The sequence below is a fragment of the Pseudomonas sp. RA_15y_Pfl2_54 genome, from assembly GCF_963971015.1.
Taxonomy (GTDB): Bacteria; Pseudomonadota; Gammaproteobacteria; order Pseudomonadales; family Pseudomonadaceae; genus Aquipseudomonas; species Aquipseudomonas baetica_A.
The window spans coordinates 62,170-84,576 of the sequence record NZ_CAXAPN010000011.1 but is presented as its reverse complement, the minus strand read 5'-3'; the positions used below and the strand labels follow the sequence as shown (position 1 = coordinate 84,576).

General features: G+C 59.0%; 19 protein-coding genes. 11 read left to right on the top strand and 8 right to left on the bottom strand.

Annotation, left to right across the window (positions count from 1 at the left end; translation table 11 throughout):
- Positions 1–3: 3 nt before the first annotated feature.
- Positions 4–1,185: an amino acid ABC transporter permease gene (locus AACY50_RS10555; RefSeq protein WP_339432084.1), complete on the bottom strand. Its 1,182-nt coding sequence runs from the start codon at positions 1,183–1,185 to the stop codon at positions 4–6.
- 65 nt (positions 1,186–1,250) lie between these two features.
- Positions 1,251–2,282 (bottom strand): amino acid ABC transporter substrate-binding protein, encoded by a 1,032-nt coding sequence (locus tag AACY50_RS10550; protein ID WP_221729935.1) that lies wholly within the window; start codon positions 2,280–2,282, stop codon positions 1,251–1,253.
- 467 nt (positions 2,283–2,749) lie between these two features.
- On the opposite strand from AACY50_RS10550, the gene AACY50_RS10545 reads away from it, so the two are divergent.
- The 5 genes from AACY50_RS10545 (at position 2,750) to AACY50_RS10525 (ending at position 8,059) form a co-directional block, all read left to right on the top strand.
- Positions 2,750–3,406, top strand: coding sequence for an alpha/beta hydrolase (locus AACY50_RS10545; RefSeq protein WP_339432083.1), 657 nt, complete (start codon positions 2,750–2,752; stop codon positions 3,404–3,406).
- Positions 3,407–3,502: 96 nt separating this feature from the next.
- Positions 3,503–4,981, top strand: a complete 1,479-nt coding sequence (gene rhlB / locus AACY50_RS10540) for an ATP-dependent RNA helicase RhlB (RefSeq protein WP_339465861.1) — start codon at positions 3,503–3,505, stop codon at positions 4,979–4,981.
- Between the two features lie 137 nt (positions 4,982–5,118).
- Positions 5,119–6,063: an ornithine cyclodeaminase family protein gene (locus AACY50_RS10535; protein WP_339538538.1), complete on the top strand. Its 945-nt coding sequence runs from the start codon at positions 5,119–5,121 to the stop codon at positions 6,061–6,063.
- A 149-nt stretch (positions 6,064–6,212) separates the two neighbouring features.
- Complete coding sequence (locus AACY50_RS10530; RefSeq protein WP_339465859.1) at positions 6,213–7,355, top strand: NAD(P)/FAD-dependent oxidoreductase; 1,143 nt, start codon at positions 6,213–6,215, stop codon at positions 7,353–7,355.
- Between the two features lie 77 nt (positions 7,356–7,432).
- On the top strand, positions 7,433–8,059 hold the full coding sequence (locus AACY50_RS10525) for a helix-turn-helix transcriptional regulator (RefSeq protein ID WP_339432079.1): 627 nt from the start codon (positions 7,433–7,435) through the stop codon (positions 8,057–8,059).
- A 124-nt stretch (positions 8,060–8,183) separates the two neighbouring features.
- Here AACY50_RS10525 and AACY50_RS10520 read toward each other — a convergent pair whose 3' ends face one another.
- The 6 genes from AACY50_RS10520 to AACY50_RS10495 form a co-directional block, all read right to left on the bottom strand.
- Positions 8,184–8,960 (bottom strand): ABC transporter substrate-binding protein, encoded by a 777-nt coding sequence (locus tag AACY50_RS10520; protein WP_339432078.1) that lies wholly within the window; start codon positions 8,958–8,960, stop codon positions 8,184–8,186.
- A gap of 278 nt (positions 8,961–9,238) precedes the next feature.
- On the bottom strand, positions 9,239–9,691 hold the full coding sequence (gene moaE / locus AACY50_RS10515) for a molybdopterin synthase catalytic subunit MoaE (protein WP_339538537.1): 453 nt from the start codon (positions 9,689–9,691) through the stop codon (positions 9,239–9,241).
- A gap of 3 nt (positions 9,692–9,694) precedes the next feature.
- Positions 9,695–9,937, bottom strand: a complete 243-nt coding sequence (locus tag AACY50_RS10510; RefSeq protein WP_339432076.1) for a MoaD/ThiS family protein — start codon at positions 9,935–9,937, stop codon at positions 9,695–9,697.
- Positions 9,934–10,407, bottom strand: a complete 474-nt coding sequence (moaC, locus tag AACY50_RS10505) for a cyclic pyranopterin monophosphate synthase MoaC (RefSeq protein WP_221729944.1) — start codon at positions 10,405–10,407, stop codon at positions 9,934–9,936. Before moaC ends, AACY50_RS10510 begins: the two co-directional genes overlap by 4 nt.
- Positions 10,408–10,642: 235 nt before the next feature.
- Positions 10,643–12,037: a PhoH family protein gene (locus tag AACY50_RS10500; protein WP_339432075.1), complete on the bottom strand. Its 1,395-nt coding sequence runs from the start codon at positions 12,035–12,037 to the stop codon at positions 10,643–10,645.
- Positions 12,038–12,385: 348 nt separating this feature from the next.
- Positions 12,386–13,510, bottom strand: a complete 1,125-nt coding sequence (locus tag AACY50_RS10495; RefSeq protein WP_339494796.1) for a polysaccharide deacetylase family protein — start codon at positions 13,508–13,510, stop codon at positions 12,386–12,388.
- Positions 13,511–13,709: 199 nt separating this feature from the next.
- Between AACY50_RS10495 and yaaA the strand changes: the two genes are divergently transcribed.
- The 6 genes from yaaA to AACY50_RS10465 all read left to right on the top strand — a co-directional run bounded on the left by yaaA (position 13,710) and on the right by AACY50_RS10465 (position 22,394).
- Positions 13,710–14,489, top strand: a complete 780-nt coding sequence (gene yaaA / locus AACY50_RS10490; RefSeq protein ID WP_339432073.1) for a peroxide stress protein YaaA — start codon at positions 13,710–13,712, stop codon at positions 14,487–14,489.
- Positions 14,490–15,300: 811 nt separating this feature from the next.
- On the top strand, positions 15,301–16,617 hold the full coding sequence (locus tag AACY50_RS10485; protein ID WP_339432072.1) for a nucleotide sugar dehydrogenase: 1,317 nt from the start codon (positions 15,301–15,303) through the stop codon (positions 16,615–16,617).
- A gap of 85 nt (positions 16,618–16,702) precedes the next feature.
- Positions 16,703–18,184: a mannuronan synthase gene (gene alg8 / locus AACY50_RS10480; protein ID WP_339432071.1), complete on the top strand. Its 1,482-nt coding sequence runs from the start codon at positions 16,703–16,705 to the stop codon at positions 18,182–18,184.
- 35 nt (positions 18,185–18,219) lie between these two features.
- Entirely contained in the window at positions 18,220–19,389 is a 1,170-nt protein-coding gene (locus AACY50_RS10475; protein WP_339432070.1) for an alginate biosynthesis protein Alg44, read from the top strand.
- Between the two features lie 15 nt (positions 19,390–19,404).
- On the top strand, positions 19,405–20,910 hold the full coding sequence (gene algK / locus AACY50_RS10470; protein ID WP_339432069.1) for an alginate biosynthesis TPR repeat lipoprotein AlgK: 1,506 nt from the start codon (positions 19,405–19,407) through the stop codon (positions 20,908–20,910).
- Positions 20,907–22,394, top strand: a complete 1,488-nt coding sequence (locus AACY50_RS10465) for an alginate export family protein (protein ID WP_339494793.1) — start codon at positions 20,907–20,909, stop codon at positions 22,392–22,394. Before algK ends, AACY50_RS10465 begins: the two co-directional genes overlap by 4 nt.
- The last annotated feature ends 13 nt before the right edge of the window (positions 22,395–22,407 follow it).

The following is a 22,407-nucleotide window of genomic DNA, read 5'->3' as shown; positions in this document are numbered from 1 at the left end:
TCCTTACCGCTCGATCAGCGCAATGCGCTTGTTGTACCAGTTCATCAGCAGGGAAATGCTGATACTGATCGCCAGGTACACGCTCATGGTGATGGCAATGACTTCGATCGCCTGACCGGTCTGGTTGAGCACGGTGCCGGCGAACAGCGAAACCATTTCCGGATAACCGATACCGGCCGCCAGCGAGGAGTTCTTCGCCAGGTTCAGGTATTGGCTGGTCAGCGGTGGAATGATCACGCGCAAAGCCTGCGGGATAATCACCTTGCGCAGGGTTGGGCCGTTTCGCAAACCCAGAGAGTGCGCCGCTTCGGTTTGCCCGTGGCTGACAGAGGCGATACCCGACCGCACGATCTCGGCAATAAAGGCCGCCGTGTAGACCGTCAGGGCCAGGGTCAAGGCCAGCAGTTCCGGAATAAGCACCCAGCCATCGACAAAGTTGAAACCTTGCAGGTGGGGGAATTCCCAACGCAGCGGCGCGCCGAAGATCAGTGCGCACAACGCAGGAATCACAAAGAACAGCGCCACCCCGGCCCAGAACTTGTGGAACGGCACACCGGTTGCTTCAAAGCGCTTGTTGGCCCAGCGGCACATCAGCACAACAGCAACGATGGCCACGACGACGCTGACCACAAACGGCCAGAACCCGTCCGCCGCCAACGCCGCGGGCATATTCAAGCCGCGACTGCTGACAAAGAAGGTGTCACCGAAGTTATGACTGTTGCGCGGCCCTGGCATGGTCAGAAATACCGCGAAGTACCAGAACAGGATTTGCAGCAGCGGTGGGATGTTACGGAAAACCTCAACGTAAACTGTCGCCAGCTTGTTGATGATCCAGTTCTTGGACAGCCGCGACACACCGATGATGAAGCCCAGGATTGTCGCCAGGATCACGCCGATGATGGTCACCAGCAAGGTGTTGAGCAGGCCGATGACAAAGACCCGGGCATAGCTGTCCGATTCTGTGTAGTCGATCAGGTGTTGTGCGATGCCGAACCCGGCACTGCGTTCCAGAAAGCTGAAACCGGAAGTAATGCCCCGGTGTTGAAGGTTGGTTTGCGTGTTATCGAACAGATACCAACCCATACTGACCACCGCGATAACCGTGATGATCTGAAACAGCCACGCACGCACACGTGGATCGCTGAGGCTGAACCTCTGCTTTGGTGCGCCGATTGAATTTTGCATGAAGTGCCCCGCAAAGAATGGAACAGAACATCACCCGGTGGTTGGCCCACCGGGTGATAGAACCATCAGCGCACTGGTGGTGCGTATTGAATGCCGCCGTTGGTCCACAGGGCATTCAGGCCGCGGTCGATTTCCAGCGGAGTGCTCTTGCCGAGGTTTTTCTCGAAGATCTCGCCGTAGTTACCGACTTGCTTGACGATTTGCACGACCCAGTCTTTGGGCAGTTTCAGGTCTTTGCCGTATTCACCGTCAGCGCCCAGCAGACGGGCAACGTCCGGGTTCTTGGTGGATTTGGCTTCGGCTTCAACGTTTTTCGAAGTGATGCCGGCCTCTTCAGCGTTGAGCATTGCATAGCCAACCCAACGAACGATGGCCAGCCACTCGTCGTCACCGTTACGCACGACCGGACCCAGAGGCTCTTTGGAAATGGTTTCCGGCAGAACTACGTAATCCTTCGGCGAGGCCAGCTTGGTGCGTTGTGCATACAGCTGCGACTTGTCGGAAGTCAGCACGTCGCAACGACCGGATTCCAGCGATTTGGCGCTTTCATCGGAGGTGTCGAAAGTGATCGGGGTGTACTTCAGGCCATTGCCACGGAAGTAATCGGAAACGTTCAATTCGGTGGTGGTACCGGCTTGAATACAGATGGTCGCACCGTCCAGTTCCTTGGCACTTTTCACGCCCAGCTTCTTGTTAACCAGGAAGCCGACACCGTCGTAATAAGTGATGAAACCAGGAAACTTCAAGCCCATGCCGGCATCACGCGAGCTGGTCATGGTGGTGTTGCGCGACAGAACGTCGATCTCGCCGGATTGCAGCGCGGTGAAGCGCTCCTTGGCATTCAACTGGCTGAACTTGACCTTGGTCGCGTCGCCGAAAACAGCAGCGGCCACCGCGCGGCAGACGTCAGCGTCGATCCCGAGGATCTTGCCGGTAGAGTCCGGCACCGAGAAGCCCGGCAGACCGTCACTCACGCCACACTGCACGAAACCTTTCTTCTGCACGGCATCCAGCGTTGCACCCGCCTGAGCGAACCCGCTGACGCCGAGAACCGTTGCTGCAGTCACGATCGCCAGAGTGGATTTCAACATCTTCATTCAAACCTCCAGTTTTGCTCTTGTTGTGTCGGAGCTTGAGTCCTGTCGCACCCTTTTGAGGCGTTGTTGACCCGTGTTGGCTTTTTTGGGGTCAACCGACGTATGAACCTTCGCTATGAGTCTAGTAGGAGAAAATCCACATCATGGACAACTCACTTCTCACCAGTCGGCCGAACGGGCTGTAGCCCTTTCACGTTCGCTAAGCCCGAAGCGGCCATTGGCGAACATCCATCACCGGATTCTTTGCTATCCCGTCATCAGGCGTTCACTGATAGTGTTACCGCCAGGCGCGAGATCGATTGCACGACTACCTCAAAGCAAAGCCCGTACCACACCGGCCGCTGAAGCGATTGAGCGACAGGTCAATAGCAAAACTTGCAGCCTTGCGACATATTCTTAACAGATAAACCGGGCGCGCACGCAAATCGCGCACTCAATGAGAGCGCCCGCACACAATTGGAGCAGCCATGACCGAGCCCTTGATTCTTCAGCCTGTTAAGCCCGCAGACGCCTGCGTGATCTGGCTGCACGGCCTCGGCGCCGATCGCTATGACTTCCTGCCGGTGGCTGAAGCGTTGCAGGAAAGCCTCTTGAGCACGCGTTTCGTGCTGCCTCAGGCGCCGACCCGGCCCGTTACCATTAATGGTGGATATGCCATGCCGAGCTGGTACGACATCAAAGCCATGAGCCCGGCGCGAGCGATCGACCGCGATGAACTGGAAGCCTCTGCCGAAGACATTATCGAGTTGATAGAAAGCGAGCGAGCCAGCGGAATAGACGCCTCGCGAATTTTTCTTGCCGGTTTTTCCCAGGGCGGCGCCGTGGTTTTACACACCGCGTTTTTGAAATGGCAGGGCCCATTGGGCGGGGTGCTGGCGCTGTCGACGTATGCGCCAACGTTCAGCGATGCACTGGAGTTGTCCGCCAGCCAGCAGCGCATCCCGGCGCTTTGCCTGCACGGTCAATTCGACGGTGTGGTGCAGAACTCGATGGGGCGTAGCGCATTTGAGTATTTAAAGCAGCATGGTGTCACCGTGACATGGCAGGAATACCCAATGGAGCACGAAGTGTTACCCGAAGAAATTCGCGACATCGGCGTCTGGTTGAGCGAACGCCTGCGCTGATTTTGCGCGCAAGCCCTGCCCTTTGATCATCCCACTACGCCGCGCCCGATTCTTGCATTACACTGGCCGGCGTACATTCCTTAACCAATTGATGAGATGACCGTGCTCAAAGCACTCAAGAAAATGTTCGGTAAAAGCGAGGCTGAGCAGCTCGCGCCAGTTCCCAGTGCGCCCTCGAGCGCCCCCGGTCATCGCACCGATGTGCCTGCGGTCGACCGCCAGGCTTTTGTAGCGCCACCCAAGCAAGTGCCAAAACCTGCCCCGACCGTACCCGTTGTCGCAACGCCGGCAATGAGCGAAGCGCCAAAACCGGCCAGAGCGCGTCGCGAGCCCAAGCCCAAGGCACCGGTCATCCCTTGGAAACTCGAAGACTTCGTCGTCGAGCCTCAGGAAGGCAAAACCCGCTTCCACGATTTCAAGCTGTCCCCGGAACTGATGCACGCCATCCAGGACCTGGGCTTCCCGTATTGCACGCCGATCCAGGCGCAAGTGCTGGGCTTCACCCTCGCCGGCAAAGACGCCATCGGTCGCGCGCAGACCGGCACTGGCAAGACGGCCGCGTTTTTAATCTCGATCATCACTCAACTGTTGCAGACGCCGCCGCCCAAAGAGCGCTACATGGGCGAACCCCGCGCGCTGATCATCGCGCCGACCCGCGAACTGGTGGTGCAGATCGCCAAGGACGCCGCCGACCTGACCAAGTACACCGGCCTGAACGTGATGACGTTTGTGGGCGGCATGGATTTCGACAAGCAACTCAAACACCTCGAAGCACGCCATTGCGACATCCTCGTCGCCACACCGGGCCGTCTGCTTGACTTCAACCAGCGCGGCGACGTGCACCTGGACATGGTCGAAGTGATGGTGCTGGACGAAGCCGACCGCATGCTCGACATGGGCTTCATCCCGCAAGTACGCCAGATCATTCGCCAGACGCCACCGAAAAGCGAACGTCAGACGCTGCTGTTCTCCGCGACCTTCACCGAAGACGTGATGAACCTGGCCAAGCAGTGGACCACCGACCCGTCCATCGTCGAGATCGAGTCGCAGAACGTCGCCAACGAAAACGTCGAACAGCACATTTATGCCGTGGCCGGCGCCGACAAGTACAAACTGCTCTTCAACCTGGTCAACGATAACGGCTGGGAACGCGTGATCGTGTTCGCCAACCGCAAGGACGAAGTACGCCGCATCGAAGAACGCCTGGTGCGTGATGGCATCAACGCCGCGCAACTGTCCGGCGACGTGCCGCAGCACAAACGCATCAAGACGCTGGAAGGCTTTCGCGAAGGCAAGATTCGCGTGCTGGTGGCCACCGATGTTGCCGGTCGCGGCATCCACATCGACGGTATCAGCCATGTGATCAACTTCACCCTGCCGGAAGTGCCGGACGACTACGTGCACCGCATCGGCCGTACCGGTCGTGCTGGCGCCGATGGTGTGTCGATCAGCTTCGCCGGCGAGGACGACTCCTATCAATTGCCGTCCATCGAAGAAAAACTGGGCCGCAAGATCAGTTGTGAAACGCCGCCAACGCATCTGTTGCGCGCCGTTGAGCGCAAGCGTCCACAGTAAGCGACGCCATAAAAGAAGCGCAGCCGGTAACGGACTGCGCTTTTTTTTCGCCTGATTTTTTTCAACAGGCGCTTGCTAGGCAGAACTAAAAGTCCATAATGGACAAATTAGTTTAACTCTTGTCTCCGGAGCCAGATATGTCCAGTACGCCTTACGTGATCGACCAAGCCCAGGCTCAGGAACTGCTGGCCCGCATCGATGTACCGCAGATTCTGCGCAAGCTGTTCCGCGATCTCGCTGCTGGCCATGCGGTGCAACCGGCCCAGCAACGGGTGGAATTCGCGCAGGGCGCCGGAGACTTCATCAACTATCTGGGCGTGCTGGCCGAGGACGGTGTGTACGGCGTGAAGACGTCGCCGTACATCGTCCACGAGCAAGGGCCGCTGGTCACGGCGTGGACGCTGCTGATGTCGATGAAAACCGGTCAACCGTTGCTGCTTTGCGATGCCGGTCAACTGACCACCGCACGCACGGCCGCGACCACCGCTGTCGCCGTCGATGCGCTCGCCCCGCTGGATGCGCGGCGTCTGGCGATTATCGGCAGCGGTAAGGTCGCCCAGGCGCATCTGCATGACGTCAAATCGTTGCGCGACTGGCAGAGCATCAGCCTTTACTCGCCGAGCCTGCGTGAAGATCCTGAAACACAGGCCGTGTTGAAAGCCCTTGCCCCAAGCCTGAAGATCGCCGACAACCGTGAAGCCGCCATCGCCGATGCGGACGTGATCATGCTGTGCACCTCGTCCGCAGGCCCCGTGATCGACCCGGCAACCTTGAGCAAACCGGCGCTGATCACCTCGATCAGCACCAACGCCCCGCGCGCCCATGAAATACCGCCGCAGAGCCTCAACGACATGCAGGTGTTCTGCGACTATCGACTGACCACGCCAGACTCGGCGGGTGAGATGTTGATTGCCGCTGAACAGCATGGCTGGGACAAGGATTCGATCATCGGCGATCTGGCAGATCTGCTGAGTGAAAAAGTGCAGCGCCCCGGTTACGAACGTCACGTATTTTTCCGTTCAATCGGCCTGGGTCTGGAAGATATCGCCGTGGCCAATGCGGTTTACCACCTGCAGCACTGACACCTCGCCTCTCCGTGGGAGCGGGCTTGCTCGCGAAGAGGGAGTGTCAGGCACCGTTGGTGTCGTCTGACACACCGCTTTCGCGAGCAAGCCCGCGCCCACAGGGAAATCGTCGAACTTCCCGATATTGCGCCTTACTGGAGACATTCATGAGCCAGGCAGATTTCATCATCATCGGCGGCGGGATTGCCGGCGCCTCCACCGGTTTCTGGCTATCGCCGCATGCCAAAGTGATTGTGCTGGAACGTGAATCGCACCCGGCCTATCACTCCACCGGACGCTCCGCGGCGCTGTTCACCGCCGCTTACGGCACGCCGCAAGTACGCGCTCTGACGCAAGCCAGCCGCGCATTCTTCGACCACCCGCCCGCCGGTTTCTGCGAGCACCCATTGCTCACGCCACGCGGCGAAATGACCGTGGATTTCACCGGTGACGCCGCCGAACTGAGCAACCAGTACCTGAGCGCAAAAGCGACAGTGCCGCAGATGCAACTGCTCAGCGCCGACGAAGCGTGTGCACGGCTGCCGATCCTGCGCCGAGAAAAAGTCCACGGCGCGATCTACGATCCGAGCGCCAGCGACATTGATACTGACGCATTGCATCAGGGCTATCTGCGCGGTATCCGCCGGAACAATGGCGAAGTGCACACCGATTGCGAAGTGCTCAGTCTGAACCGCGATGCCGATGGCCTCTGGCAAGTGCAAACCCAGGATCAGACGTTCAGCGCGCCAGTGATCATCAACGCCGCCGGTGCCTGGGCCGACAAGATCGGCGAACTGGCCGGGGCAAAACCGCTGGGCCTGCAACCGAAGCGCCGCGCCGCGTTCATCTTTGCCGGTCCCGAAGGCGTCGACATTCATCACTGGCCCATGCTGGTCAGCCTCGACGAATCCTTCTACATGAAACCCGACGCCGGGATGTTTCTCGGCTCGCCAGCCAATGCCGACCCGGTCGAACCCCACGATGTACAGCCGGAAGAACTGGACATTGCCATGGGCATCTACCAGATCGAAGAAGCGACCACCCTGACCATCCGCCGACCGACCCGCACCTGGGCCGGACTGCGCAGCTTCGTCGCCGACGGCGACCTGATCAGTGGCTTCGATCAGCAAGTACCGGGGCTGTTCTGGGTCGCGGCGCAAGGCGGTTACGGCATTCAGACTTCACCGGCGATGGGTCAGGCCAGTGCGGCGCTGGTGCGCGGTCAGCCACTGCCTGAACATCTGCACCAGTTCGGTCTGAGCAGCGCCATGCTCTCCCCTGCCCGGCTGTCTGAGCAACACCCCGGATGACGCGCTCCACCGATTGCGGCAAACTCGCAGCGCCTCCTGTTTACGGGGGCGCTGACGCTGCCTGGAGCTCCACTGTCATGACCGCCAACGAACTCGATCCGGCACTGGATAACTTCCGCGCCATCGCCGACGCCATCGCCACCCTGTTCTTCCCGCACGCCGAAGTGGTGCTGCACGACCTGCGCACGCAGAAAGTCGACTACATCGCCAACAACCTGTCGAAACGGGAAATCGGCGACGATTCATCACTGGAGGACATGCTCAGCGAGGAGGTCAGCGAGCGCAATATCGGCCCGTACGAAAAGTTGAATTGGGACGGTCAGAAAATTCGCAGCCTGAGTACCGTGCTGCGTGACAGCGAAGGCCATCCGCAGGCGGTGCTGTGCATCAATCTGAATATTTCGTTGTTCGAGAACGCCAAGGCCGCGCTGGACCTGTTTCTGTCGCCGAGCAAACTGATCCCGCAACCAGACTCATTGTTTCGCGATGACTGGCAGGAGCGCATCAACACCTTCCTGCACGCCTGGCTGCGTGAACGGCAACTGAGCCTGAATCTGCTGACCCGCGATCACAAGCGAGAACTGGTGCTGGCACTGCACGCCGAAGGCGCGTTCAAGGGCAAGAGCGCCTCGAACTACGTGGCCAATGTGCTGAACATGGGGCGGGCGACGGTGTACAAGCATTTGAAGGAATTGAAGGGCTAAAGATTTGCAGAGACCGTAGCGGCCTTTTCGCGAGCAAGCTTGCCCCCACAGTGACCGAGCCGTACACAGGTTTCATGTACGACGCCATCACTGTGGGAGGCGGCTTGCTCCCGAAGGCGGATGATCAGTCGCCGTAGATATCGGACTTGAAATACTTCTCGGAAATCTTCTGATATTCGCCACTGGCGCGAATCCCGTCGATCGCGCTGTTCAACTCGCTGACCAATTCCTTATTGCCCTTGCGCACCGCAATCCCCGCGCCTTCGCCGACGTACTTCGGATCCTTCAACTCAGGCCCGACAAACGCATACCCCTTGCCACGCGGCATCGACAGAAAGTCATTCAGTGGAATGGTGTCAGCAAAAATCGCATCGAGGCGCCCGGCCGCCAGGTCCATGTAGATTTCTTCGTTGTTGCTGTAGCGCTTGACGTTGATGCCCTTGGGTTCAAACACCTCGGTCGCGTAACGGTCGGTGGTGGTTGCGCGCTGCACGCCGACGTTTTTGCCCTTGAGGCTGGCGTACTGGTCATCGACCGTGGCGCCTTCCTTCATCACCAGACGCGATGACGTGAAGTAGTACTTGTGGCTGAAATCCACCGATTTTTTGCGATCTTCGTTAATGGTCATGGACGACAGCGCCATGTCGATTTTCTTCACCTTCAGGGAAGGAATCAGACCGTCGAACTCACCTTCGACCCACACGCACTTGGCCTTCATCTGCGCACACAGGGCGTTACCGATGTCGTAGTCGAAACCAACGATTTCACCTTTGTCGGTTTTCGAGGCGAAGGGCGGGTAAGCGGCTTCGATTCCGATGCGCAGGGTTTTCTCGGCAGCGAATACGTTGCTGCACGCCAGCAGGCTGAACGCCAGACCGGTGATGAGGGGGAGCTTCTTCATATTCGTTCTCTCGCGGGTTGTTGTTGGTTTGGCAAGACAGAAGAAAGAATTGAAACAGGGGAATGCCTTTTTTGTACTTATAATTCCATACTGGACTTTAATGTATACATCGTCAATCGGGTGTGCGCAGATCGTAGCGGCCGGTGGTCGGGTGATTCAGGATGTTTATACGGTGAGACTGAGGGCCCTTTCGCGAGCAAGCCCGCTCCCACAAAGGAACGCATTCCAATGTGGGAGCGGGCTTGCTCGCGAAGACTGACTTGAGGGTGACGCCGGTTTTAAACCTTCCAGCGATCTGCGGCGGTATGATCGCTGTCACGCCCCTCAACCCAACGTGGTCCGTCGCTGGTGTTTTCTTTCTTCCAGAACGGCGCACGGGTTTTGAGGTAGTCCATGACAAAGGCGCAAGCATCGAACGCGGCTTCACGGTGGGCGCTGGCGGCGCCGACGAACACAATCGGTTCACCCGGCTCCAGAGCACCAATGCGGTGCAGCACCTCCAGCTTCAACAACGGCCAGCGCTGTTCGGCTTCGACGGCAATTTTGCCAAGGGCCTTTTCGGTCATGCCCGGATAGTGTTCGAGGAACATCCCCGCTACATCCAGCCCATCATTGAAGTCGCGCACGTAGCCGACAAAACTCACCACGGCGCCGACCCCGACATTGGCCGCGTGCATCGCATTGACTTCAGCGCCCGGATCGAACGGCGTGGCCTGCACGCGAATCGCCATGGTTCAGCCTCCGGTCACGGTGGGAAAGAACGCCACTTCGTCACCCTCGGCCACCGGTTCGTCGAGCTGGCAGAGGTCTTCGTTGCGCGCACACATGAGGTTCTGCTCGCCCAGCACGTCGGCACCGTCACGCTGGACCAACAACGCACGCACGTCATCGACCGTGGCGAAATCACCTTCGACCTGCAGCGAGTCCATACCCAGCGCTTCACGGTATCGGGCAAAAAATTTTACGGTCAGGTTCATGGCTGCTCCGCCTGGAAATGCCCGCTCTTGCCGCCGACTTTCTCCAGCAAGCGCACGCTTTCGATGGTCATGCCGCGATCCACGGCTTTGCACATGTCGTAGATGGTCAGGGCGGCGACGCTGGCAGCGGTCAGCGCTTCCATCTCCACACCGGTCTGGCCCGAGAGCTTGCAACGGGCAACGATACGCACGGCGTCATCGCCCTCAGCGCTGAGCTCGACTTTGACGCCGGTCAGCATCAGCGGGTGGCAAAGGGGAATCAGATCGCTGGTCTTCTTCGCTGCCTGAATGCCGGCAATACGCGCCACGGCGAACACATCACCCTTGGGATGGCCGCCGCTGACGATCATTTGCAGGGTTTCGGGGAGCATGCGCACCAGCGCTTGGGCCGTCGCTTCACGGAACGTCACGGCTTTTTCGGTGACGTCGACCATGTTGGCGCGACCTTGGGAATCGAGATGAGTCAGCACGGGATTACTCCTGATCAGGAGCGGGGATTGTAAACCTGCGAGTCAAATTTCCGCGAGTTTGATTACAGCCACACCGCAAATCTACTGAGGGAGCGGGCTTGCTCGCGAAAGCGCAGTGTCAGTCACCAGTAATATGACCTGAGACACTGCCTTCGCGAGCAAGCCCCACATTTGGTTTTGTGTTTACCCATAAAAAACCGGGCGGCTGTTGGGCCGCCCGGTTTTGTTTGCGGGGTTACAGGTGCGATTCGGCGTATTCGGCCAGGATCGAGCGAGGCACCCCTTGCAGGGTGATGTGCACTCCGTTGGGGAAGTCTTTGAAGCGTTCGGTCAGGTACGTCAGCCCGGAGCTGGTCGCGGACAGGTAAGGGGTGTCGATCTGCGCCAGGTTGCCCAGGCACACCACTTTGGAGCCGGCGCCAGCCCGGGTGATGATGGTTTTCATCTGGTGCGGCGTGAGGTTCTGGCATTCGTCGATCAGGATCAGGCTTTGCTGGAAGCTGCGACCGCGAATGTAGTTAAGCGATTTGAATTGCAGCGGCACTTTGCTGAGGATGTAGTCGACGCTGCCATGGGTGTTTTCGTCATCCATGTGCAAGGCTTCGAGGTTGTCGGTGATGGCGCCCAGCCAAGGCTCCATTTTTTCCGCTTCGGTGCCGGGCAGGAAGCCGATTTCCTGATCCAGCCCTTGTACGCTGCGGGTCGCGATAATGCGGCGATAGCGCTTGCTGACCATGGTCTGCTCGATCGCAGCCGCCAGCGCCAGAATGGTTTTACCCGAACCGGCAGCCCCGGACAGGTTGACCAGATGGATGTCCGGGTCCAGCAGCGCGTACAGCGCCAGACTCTGATAGATGTCCCGTGGCTTGAGCCCCCAAGCCTCTTGATGGAGCAGCGGTTCCTGATGCAGGTCGAGGATCAGCAGCTTGTCTTCTTCGATCTCCTTGATCCAGCCGACAAAGCCCTGTTCGTCAATGATGAACTCGTTGATGTGGACCGCCGGCAGGTTGTCGATCAGTTGCACCTGATGCCAGGTGCGGCCGTGGTCCTGGCGGGTGTCGACCTTGCTCACGCGGTCCCAGAAAGAGCCGGTCATGTTGTGATAGCCGTTGGGCAGCAGGGAGACGTCATCGACCAGTTGGTCGGTGCTGTAGTCTTCGGCGGCAATCCCGCAGGCGCGCGCCTTGAGGCGCATGTTGATGTCTTTGGTGACCAGCACCACAGGTTTTTTCGGATCGCGCGCGTGCAGGTCGATCAACTGGTTGATGATTTTGTTGTCGTTCAGGTGCTCGGGCAGAATCAGATGCGGCTCGGCGTGCTTGCTCATCAAAATTGACAGCAAGCCCTTCGGCCCGCCCTTGCCGCGCTGGATCGGCACACCCAGTTCAACGTCTTCAGGGGACGCATCGCCCAGGGTCTTGTCGATCAGCCGGATGGCCTGACGGCATTCGGCGGCCACGCTGTGATGCCCGCTCTTGAGCTTGTCGAGCTCTTCCAGCACGGTCATCGGGATGGCGACGTGATGTTCTTCAAAGTTAAGCAGGGCGTTTGGATCGTGAATCAATACGTTGGTATCGAGTACATAAAGGATTGGCTGGTTGGAAGAAGGGCTACGTCCGTGATCATCCATACTCGGTCACCTTTGTGGGAGCCATTCGACGCAATACCTGGGCGGTGCTGCGCCTCGAAGTGACTACCGAATTCATCTGCGAAGCTCTCGGTGAGGAGCAGATGAACTGCACACAAAATGGGTCTTGGAAGACGCCACCTGTGTTGCAGGTTTCGGCGGTCTGTCTTCGTAATACTCCAAAACCCATGACATAAAAAAGCACTTTGACGGTTTTTTTAAGTTTATTTTGCAAAGTGACGAAAAGCCCTTGGCGGACTCTGTCGACACCGTTAGAGTCGGAAGTCCGCCTGCATCGATTCCTCGAAAAAAACCACCTCTAGCCCAATGTTTCCGGGCTTTTTCCGTTTTTCAGCGAAACCCGTCCTGGCAGTCTTCCCAACCAATGCCGCTTTGCGCGGTTTGCGTGATCAGCCACGGTAGCGAGGTCTTCACCGCATCCTGTTTCATGTTGAAATTGATCACCCCGTGCCGCCACAACAACATCAGGGTCAGCACTCGCTGCGCGCTTGGGTTGCCCTTGAGCTTGCCCGCACCGTCCTGGGCATCGATGTCCCACAGCGCCACGTGCAGGCCCTGGGTATTGAAGAACCCTTGTGCATCGCTGCGGCGCTGACCTTCCGGTGGACGGAACAGCGGCACGTAGTTTTCCGGCAACTTGTTCCTCACCAGATCGGCGCTGCGGCGCACCGAATCCTGCCAGTCCTGCCAGTAGCTATGGGAGCGGAACTCCCAACCCTGCACGCCTACGCACTGTTGAGAGAACGCCGCTTGCAGGCTGCTCACCGAACGATCGGCCAGCCGCGCCTGGATATCCTTGCCGAGCATGAAGAAAGTACCGCTCAAGTTTGCCTTGCGCAGGTACTCGGTGAGCCAGTCGGTGTTGTCCGGTTGCACATTGGCAGCGCTGTCGAACGTCAGCAGAAACAGCCGGTCGTGCATCTCGTCGCCATTACGCTCGTAGTCGCCAAAACGATCGAATTCATTGCTGGTCTGCGGTGACAGCGCAGCCTTGCGCATCAACTCGTTCAGATACTGCAAATGGAAGATCCGGCTCGGCTCTGCCCACTGGGTGTAAAAACTGTCGTCACTGACCACAAACTTGGCGGCCTGCTCGCGCAACGTCGGCAAGTCCTCAACGAGGAAGCAGAACGAGGCATCCTGATCGCAGCTTTGCTGGGCGTAGTTATAGCTGCTCAGCAAGCGCTGCCAGAGACGCTGGCGCAGGCTGTTGATCGCGTCGATATTGACTGTACGCAGCCCCAGGCGCTGAGCCAGTGCAGCTTCGCCCATGGACTCGGTGCCGAGCAAACCGCGAGCGAACATAAGGATTTCCGCACGCGAAGCGACATCGAACAGGGTCGGGCTGGTCAGTTGCTCAGGCCAAGTGCTGCGATCCAGCGTCGCCACATCGCCCGGCGCCGCGACGGCACCGAAGCTCAATAGCCACGCGGTGAATAAAAGAACAATGCGCAAAGAGGTGTCTCCATAACAAAACCCGCGCGGCACTATAGCTGATCCCGCCCAACTTCCCGCACTCCCCCCATCCCCTTCGCAAGCAAGCCCGCTCCCACCGGGGTTACGCAGCAGGCCGTCGATCACCTATGGACTTGATAGCTGGAGTCATCCGCTCCAACCCCCTAGAATCGCCCCCACGATTAAAGGAGACGACTTCATGCTGATGGTGATTTCCCCCGCCAAGACCCTCGACTACGAAACACCGCCGGCGACCCAGCGCTTTACCCAGCCGCAATACCTCGACCACTCCCAGGAGCTGATCCAGCAGTTGCGCGAACTGAGCCCGGCGCAGATCAGCGAACTGATGCACGTTTCCGACAAGATCGGCGGCCTCAACGCCGCGCGTTTCGGCAGCTGGACGCCCGCCTTCACCGCGGAAAATGCCAAGCAAGCCCTGCTCGCGTTCAAGGGTGACGTGTACACCGGTCTCGACGCGCAGTCCTTCAGCGAAGCCCAGTTCGACTACGCGCAAAAGCACCTGCGCATGCTCTCCGGCCTTTATGGCCTGCTGCGTCCACTGGACCTGATGCAACCGTATCGCCTGGAAATGGGCACCAAACTGGCCAACGCCCGTGGCAAGGATCTGTACGCCTTTTGGGGCACGCGCATCAGCGAATGGCTGAACCAGGCGCTCGCAGATCAGGGCGACGACGTGCTGCTCAACCTGGCCTCCAACGAGTACTTCTCGGCGGTCAAACGCAGCGCCCTGAACGCGCGGATCATCAACACCGAGTTCAAGGACCAGAAGAACGGCCAGTACAAGATCATCAGTTTCTACGCGAAAAAGGCCCGAGGCCTGATGAGCCGTTTCGTGATCCAGGAAAAAATCAACGACCCAGCCCTGCTCAAGCAATTCGATGTGCAGGGTTATCGCTACAGTACCGAGCAATCGAAACCGGACACGCTGGTGTTCTTGCGCGACCACGCCCCCGAATAAAGCATGCTCAATGCACGACGCTTTCTATAAAGAGTCGTGCATTGAGCACGATGTCAAAAATCCCTCCCTCGATATCGCCATTTTAATGGCGCCATAAAATCAACACCCTCTTTTCTAATATTAGTTTCACTCGACACTCTTCATTTTTTTCAGTAGTGGCACCTGAATTTTTTCACGGTAGTGGCACAAAACTATCTAACGTGATTATTCGCCTGTTAATAAAGGTCGAAAACGAAAGTGCTATCAAATTGAGATTAGTGCCATCTTTGACAATATTTCAAGAAATTTCAGATTTCGCGATGAGCGGGCTGGAACTATGTCCAAATGCATAGCTCATACCACCGGTAACGATTCTCGCCGAGTTTGTACGAGATAACTTACGCCAGGCAGATAGCCATGTAACCAAGTTGTCACAGCAACTTGCCTAGATGACTAACTAGTCTGAAAGCAACTTGATGGACAGGAGATAAGCACCATTAACATCCCCTGCAAGGCCATGGCCGCGCCCCTGTAAACGTGCTCGTCTGAGCACCCAACCGCTTGATACGCAAGGCTTAAACCTGAGATCAAGCGCGTAAAAACGACTGTACCAAGATCTTCAAACATGAAGATTGGCTGCAAAACAGGGCACGTCATAACAACAAGGCCTGGTTGCGCACATCTTGAGTGCACTTATTTAGACACTCGAAACTTAGTATGCCTGCACACGGCATTGTGGCGCCTGTATGCCGCACTTTCGAGTGCACTAATGAACGCTGAACACCATTAACTCCGGCCCTCTAACGGCCTGATATATACAGAGGTAATTGCGATGCGCATCAGCATATTTGGTTTGGGTTACGTTGGCGCAGTGTGTGCCGGTTGCCTGTCTGCACGGGGCCATGACGTGGTTGGCGTCGATGTTGCCAAAGACAAGATCGACATGATCAACGCCGGCAAATCGCCGATTGTTGAACCGGGCCTGGGCGAACTTCTGGCACAGGGTGTCCAGACCGGTCGTCTGCGTGGCACGACCAACTTCGCCGAGGCGATTCGTGACACCGATCTGTCGATGATTTGCGTCGGCACGCCGAGCAAGAAGAACGGCGATCTGGAACTGAACTACATCGAAGCGGTGTGCCGCGAGATCGGTTTTGTCCTGCGAGAAAAAACCACCCGCCACACCATCGTCGTTCGCAGCACCGTACTGCCGGGCACCGTTGCCAACGTGGTGATCCCGATCCTGGAAGACTGCTCCGGCAAGAAGGCCGGCGTTGATTTCGGCGTCGCGGTCAACCCGGAATTCCTGCGTGAATCCACCGCCATCGCCGACTACGACCTGCCACCGATGACCGTCATCGGCGAGTTCGACAAGGCTTCGGGCGACGTTCTGCAAGCGCTGTATGAAGAACTCGACGCGCCAATCATCCGCAAGGACATCGCCGTCGCCGAGATGATCAAGTACACCTGCAACGTCTGGCACGCGACCAAAGTGACCTTCGCCAACGAGATCGGCAACATCGCCAAAGCCGTCGGCGTCGATGGCCGTGAAGTGATGGAGGTGGTCTGCCAGGACAAGACCCTCAACCTGTCCCAGTACTACATGCGTCCGGGCTTCGCGTTCGGCGGCTCGTGCCTGCCCAAAGACGTGCGTGCCCTGACCTACCGCGCCGGCTCCCTGGACGTCGAAGCGCCGCTGCTCAACTCGCTGATGCGCAGCAACGAATCGCAAGTGCAGAACGCCTTCGACATCGTTGAAAGCCATGACAAACGCAAAGTCGCTCTCCTCGGTTTGAGCTTCAAGGCCGGCACCGACGACCTGCGCGAAAGCCCGCTGGTTGAGCTGGCTGAAATGCTGATCGGCAAGGGTTACGACCTGAGCATCTACGACAGCAACGTCGAGTACGCCCGTGTTCACGGCGCGAACAAGGACTACATCGAATCGAAGATTCCGCATGTGTCGTCCCTGCTCAACGCGGACTTCGACTCGGTCATCGATAACTCCGACGTGATCATCCTCGGCAACCGCGACGAGAAATTCCGTTCGCTGGCCCAGCAAGCACCGCACGGCAAACAGGTCATCGATCTGGTCGGTTTCATGGCCAAAGCCACCGACGCCGGCACGCGCACCGAAGGCATTTGCTGGTAACGCAGCCCTAAGCGAAAAGCCTCGAGCTGCGGCTTACAGCTCGAGGCTTGCAGCTCGAAGCCTCCAATACCTTCGGATGACGTTGATGACCAAGCTCAAACATTTTTTTCTGCAATCCGCCGGCTGGCTTTTCTATTTGAGTCTGCTGATGGGCCTGGCCTTGATGCTGCCCGCGTCCACATTCGACTCCGAGTCGAAGGACTTCATTTTCCTGATTGGCGCCGTGGGTATCTGGCGCTACTCGATGGGTGCAACGCACTTTGTGCGCGGCATGATTTTTCTCTACATCGTTTATCCGCACCTGCGCCGTAAAGTGCGCAAGCTGGGTAAAGCAGCGGACCCCTCGCATGTGTTTCTGATGGTCACCAGTTTCCGTATCGACGCGCTCACCACCGCGCAGGTCTACAGCTCGGTGATCCGCGAAGCCATCGACTGCGAACTGCCGACCACTGTGGTCTGCTCGATCGTCGAAATGTCCGATGAGCTGTTGGTGAAAGCGTTGTGGGCGCGGATGAATCCGCCCGAACGCGTCAAGCTCGACTTCGTGCGCATTCCCGGCACCGGCAAACGTGATGGCCTGGCCTACGGTTTCCGCGCGATCTCCCGTCACCTGCCGGACGACCGCGCCGTGGTCGCCGTGATCGATGGCGACACCGTGCTCGGCGAAGGCACCGTGCGCAAGACCGTGCCGTGGTTTCAGTTGTTCGGCAACGTCGGCGGCCTGACCACCAACGAGTTCTGCGAAGTGCGCGGCGGCTACATCATGAGCGAATGGCACAAGCTGCGCTTCGCCCAGCGTCACATCAACATGTGTTCGATGGCCCTGTCCAAGCGCGTACTGACCATGACCGGGCGCATGTCGGTGTTCCGCGCCACCGTGGTGACCAACCCGGAATTCATCGCCGACGTGGAGAGCGACTCGCTGCAGCACTGGCGCCTGGGTCGTTTCAAGTTTTTGACCGGCGACGACAAGTCGAGCTGGTTCAGCCTGATGCGTCTGGGTTACGACACCTTTTACGTGCCTGACGCGGCGATCAACACCGTTGAACATCCGCCGGAAAAGAGCTTCATCAAGGCCAGCCGCAAACTCATGTTCCGCTGGTACGGCAACAACCTGCGGCAGAACTCCCGCGCGTTGGGTCTGGGTGTGAAACGCCTCGGCGCCTTCACCTCGGTGGTGCTGTTTGATCAGCGCGTATCGATGTGGACGTCCTTGCTCGGCCTGACCGTGGCGATCATCGCCAGCTTCAAGTACGGCACTGCATTCATTCTGGTTTACCTGCTGTGGATCGGCATCACCCGCCTGATTCTGACCTTGCTGTTGTCCTGCTCCGGTCACCGGATCGGCCCGGCTTATCCGGCGATTCTCTATTACAACCAGATCGTCGGTGCGCTGGTGAAGATCTACGTGTTCTTCCGCCTCGACCAACAGTCCTGGACTCGCCAGCCCACGTCCCTGACCCGTGATCTCGCCAGCTTTCAACGTTGGTTCAACACCTGGTCGTCTCGGACCATGACCTTCTCCGCCGGCAGCATTTTCGTCGCCGTGCTGCTGATGATGGTCTGACCCGCCCCTCTTGAATTAACAAGGAAATCGCCCCTATGAATACCGCCGTCAACGCCAATGTAGTGCATGAATCCGAAGCCCAGCGTCAGCACGCCCGCGTGAAAATCCCGGCCAAACTGCGTTTCTTCGGCCCTGACCGGGCGCCCGTTGAAACGCGGGTCCTGGACCTCTCGGCCGGCGGCCTGGCGTTCAACGCCGGGCAACTGCCGCTGACTATCGGCGAGGTGTACAAGGCCCGCCTGCAATTTGTCATCGACAACCTCGGCCTGGCCATGGACGTTGAACTGCAGGTTCGCTCTTACGACCGCCCGAGCGGTCGCGTTGGCTGCCAGTTTCAGAACCTTGAGCCGCAGGATATCTCCACCCTGCGCCACTTGATCACCTCGCACCTGGCTGGCGACATCGTCAGCATGGGTGAAGTGCTGGCGACCCTGCAGCGCGACAACTTCACCAAGGCCCGCAAGGTCAAGGACAGCGGCTCCGGCATGACGCCGTTCGGCCGTTTGAAGGCCGTGACGTTCAGCGCCGGTGTTTTTGTCGTCGGCCTGGTCGCCGCCGGTTTCATTTTCAAATCGGTGTACGGCATGTACTTCGTCAGCCACGCGCAGGCTGGCCTGGTCAGCGTGCCGGGGATGAACATCACCATGCCGCGTGACGGCACCGTGCAGAGCCTGGTCAAGTCCGACGGCGTCGCCGCCAAAGGTGCACCACTGGCGACGTTCAGCACCAGCATGCTTGACGTGCTCAAGGGCCACCTGGAAGAAGACCAGTTGACCCCGGCCAAGGTCGAGGAACTGTTCGGCAAGCAAATGACCGGCACCCTGACTTCGCCGTGCGACTGCACCGTGGCTCAGCAACTGGTGGCCGACGGTCAATACGCGAGCAAGGGCGACGTGATCTTCCAACTGGTGCCGCGCAACACCCAGGCCACCGTTGATGCGCGGTTCTCCTATCGCCAGTTCGGCGACGTGCGTCCGGGTACGCCTGTGAGCTTCCAGATCGCCGGCGAAGACCAGACCCGCACCGGCAAGATCGTCAGCAGCACCAGCCTGAAAAGCGCAGACCTGTCCTCCGACATCCGCGTGCAGATCCAGCCTGACGAGCCGCTCGACAGCCGCTTCGCCGGCCGCCCGGTGGAAGTGAACAGCGACCGGGGCCCGAACCTGAACTGGCTGATCGACAAAGCCATGGCTGCCGGTCTTTAAGTCGAGGACATGCCTGTGACGATTCCTGTTTTGTTGAACACGCCGCAGCCCTTGTGGGAGCGGGCTTGCTCGCGAATGCGGTTGAACATTCAAAATCAATGTGGGCTGGCACACCGCTTTCGCGAGCAAGCCCGCTCCCACATGGGGCCGCTGTGTGCAGTGGCATTGGCGGTCAGTCTGGCCGGTTGCGCCGGCCTGCCCGACCAGCGCCTGGCCAACGAAGCACTCAAGCGTGGCGACACCGCCACCGCTGCGCAGAACTATCAGCAACTGGCCGATCTGGGTTACAGCGAAGCGCAAGTGGGCCTGGCAGATATTCAGGTCGACAGCCACGACCCCGAGCAAATGAAACAGGCCGAAGCGACTTACCGCGCAGCGGCCAGTGTTTCATCGCGAGCCCAGGCGCGACTCGGCCGCTTGCTGGTAGCCAAACCCGGTTCCACCGAAGCCGAGCGTCAGGAGGCCGAAAGCCTGCTGAAAAAGGCGGCCGCCCAAGGCGAAGGCAACACGTTGATCCCGCTGGCGATGCTGTACCTGCAATACCCGCACAGTTTTCCGAACATCAACGCTCAGCAACAGATCGATCAGTGGCGCCAATCCGGTTACCCCGAGGCGGGTCTGGCCCAAGTGCTGCTCTATCGCACCCAAGGCACTTACGACCAGCATCTGGATGACGTGGAAAGAATATGCAAAGCCGCGCTCAACACCACCGACATCTGCTACGTCGAACTGGCCACGGTCTATCAGAAACGTGCCCAGCCTGAACAACAGGCCGAGCTGATCAAGCAGATGCAGGCCGGTTACAGCCGTGGCACCGTCACCGCTCAACGCGTCGATTCGGTCGCCCGTGTGCTGGCCGATCCGACCCTGGGCACGACCGACGAAAAAACCGCGCAGTCGTTGCTCGAACCGATTGCTCCGGGCTACCCGGCATCGTGGGTGACGCTTGCGCAATTGCTCTACGACTTCCCGGAACTGGGCGACATCGATCAGATGATGCAGTACCTGGATAACGGCCGCGCCGCCGACCAGCCGCGTGCCGAACTGTTGCTGGGCAAGCTCTACTACGAAGGCAAAATGGTCCCGCCCGATGCGAAAGTCGCCGAGGAACATTTCCAGAAAGCCGTCGGCCGCGAAGTCGCCGCCGATTACTACCTCGGCCAGATCTATCGCCGTGGTTACCTGGGCAAGGTCTATCCGCAGAAGGCTCTCGACCACTTGCTGACCGCTGCGCGCAACGGCCAGAACAGCGCCGACTTCGCCATCGCCCAACTGTTCTCCCAAGGCAAAGGCACCCAGCCCGACCCGGTCAACGCCTATGTGTTCAGCCAATTGGCCAAGGCGCAAAACACCCCGCAAGCCAATGAACTGGCCGCCACCCTCGAGGCGCAATTGCCGCCCGAGCGTCTGGCCCAAGCCCAGCGCCTGCTGCAGCAAGAGCAGGCCAGTCGTGGTGCCCTGAACCCGAACACGCTGCAACTGCACGCCCTGCAAGAAGAAGACGGCGAGGAAAAACTATGAAGCTCAATCCATTCGTGAAGGCCGGCATTGGCCTCACTTTCGCGCTGATCTGGTCTTGCCCGACACTGGCTGCGATGACTGAAAGCAAAAACTTCGGCCTGGAAGTGAAAATCACCGGCCAGTCCGAAGACGACCGCGACCTCGGCACCGCCGGTGGCGGCGACGTCAACGGCCTCGGGCTCGACCTGCGTCCGTGGGTCTACGGCGAAAGCGGCGCGTGGAGCGCCTACGCCATGGGTCAGGCCGTGACCTCGACCGACATCATCGAGACCGACACCCTGCAGCAGTCCGACAGCGAAGGTACGCAGACCACCGACAACGGTGACCGCAAGACCAAGAAAAACTACTTGGCAATGCGCGAGTTCTGGGTCGGCTACAGCGGCCTCACCCCTTACCCGGGCGAGATGCTCAAGTTCGGTCGCCAGCGCCTGCGCAATGACGACGGCCAATGGCGCGACACCAACATCGAAGCGCTGAACTGGACCTTCGACACCACCCTGTTGCGCGCCAACGCCGGTGTTGCCGAACGCTTCAGCGAATACCGCACCGACCTCAAAGAGCTGGCGCCCAAAGACAAGGATCGCCTGCACGCCTACGCCGATGCCGCTTACCAGTGGACACCGGGGCAATGGGTCGGCATTCGCGGTCACCACACCCACGACGACGGCAAGCTCGATTACGCCGAACCGGGCGTGCCCCGCGACTCGCTGGACAAGACCGAGAACGGCGACATCAGTTGGCTCGGCCTGACCGCCGACAGCGACGCCTACAACTGGCGCAACACCAACACCGTCAACTACTGGGGCAGCATCACCGGCATGAGCGGCGAGCGCGACACGGTCAACGCCCTCAACGCCGATGGTTCACGCCCGGCGCAAGCCAAACGCAGCGATGACGTCAACGGCTGGGCTACAGACATTGGTGTGCGTCTGCGCCTCGATCCGCAATGGCAGGTCGGTGCCGCGTATGCCCGCGCCAGTGCCGATTACGAACAGAACGGCCTGGAAAGCAACCGCTCGAACTACACCGGTACGCGTTCGCGCGTTCACCGTTTCGGCGAAGCCTTCCGTGGCGAAATGAACAACATGCAGACCGCCACCCTGTTCGGTTCGTGGATGCTCAACGACGAGTACGACGCCAGCCTGATCTACCACAAGTTCTGGCGTGTCGACGGTAGCAAACCGGTCGGCAGCAACGGCATCAACGCCGTGCAAAACAACACCGACGACGTCACTGGCGCGATCCTTTCCAGCACCTCTTTGCCGCTTGAAGACGGCAACAAGGATCTGGGTCAGGAGATGGATCTGGTGGTCACCAAGTACTTCAAGCAAGGCCTGTTGCCGGCGGCGTTGAGCCAGTCGATCGACGAACCTTCGGCGCTGGTGCGTTTGCGTGGTGGCGTGTTCAAGCCGGGCGACGCCTACGGCAAACAGGTTGATTCGTACATGCACCGCGCGTTCATCGACGTGATCTGGCGCTTCTGATGCAAACCGCGAA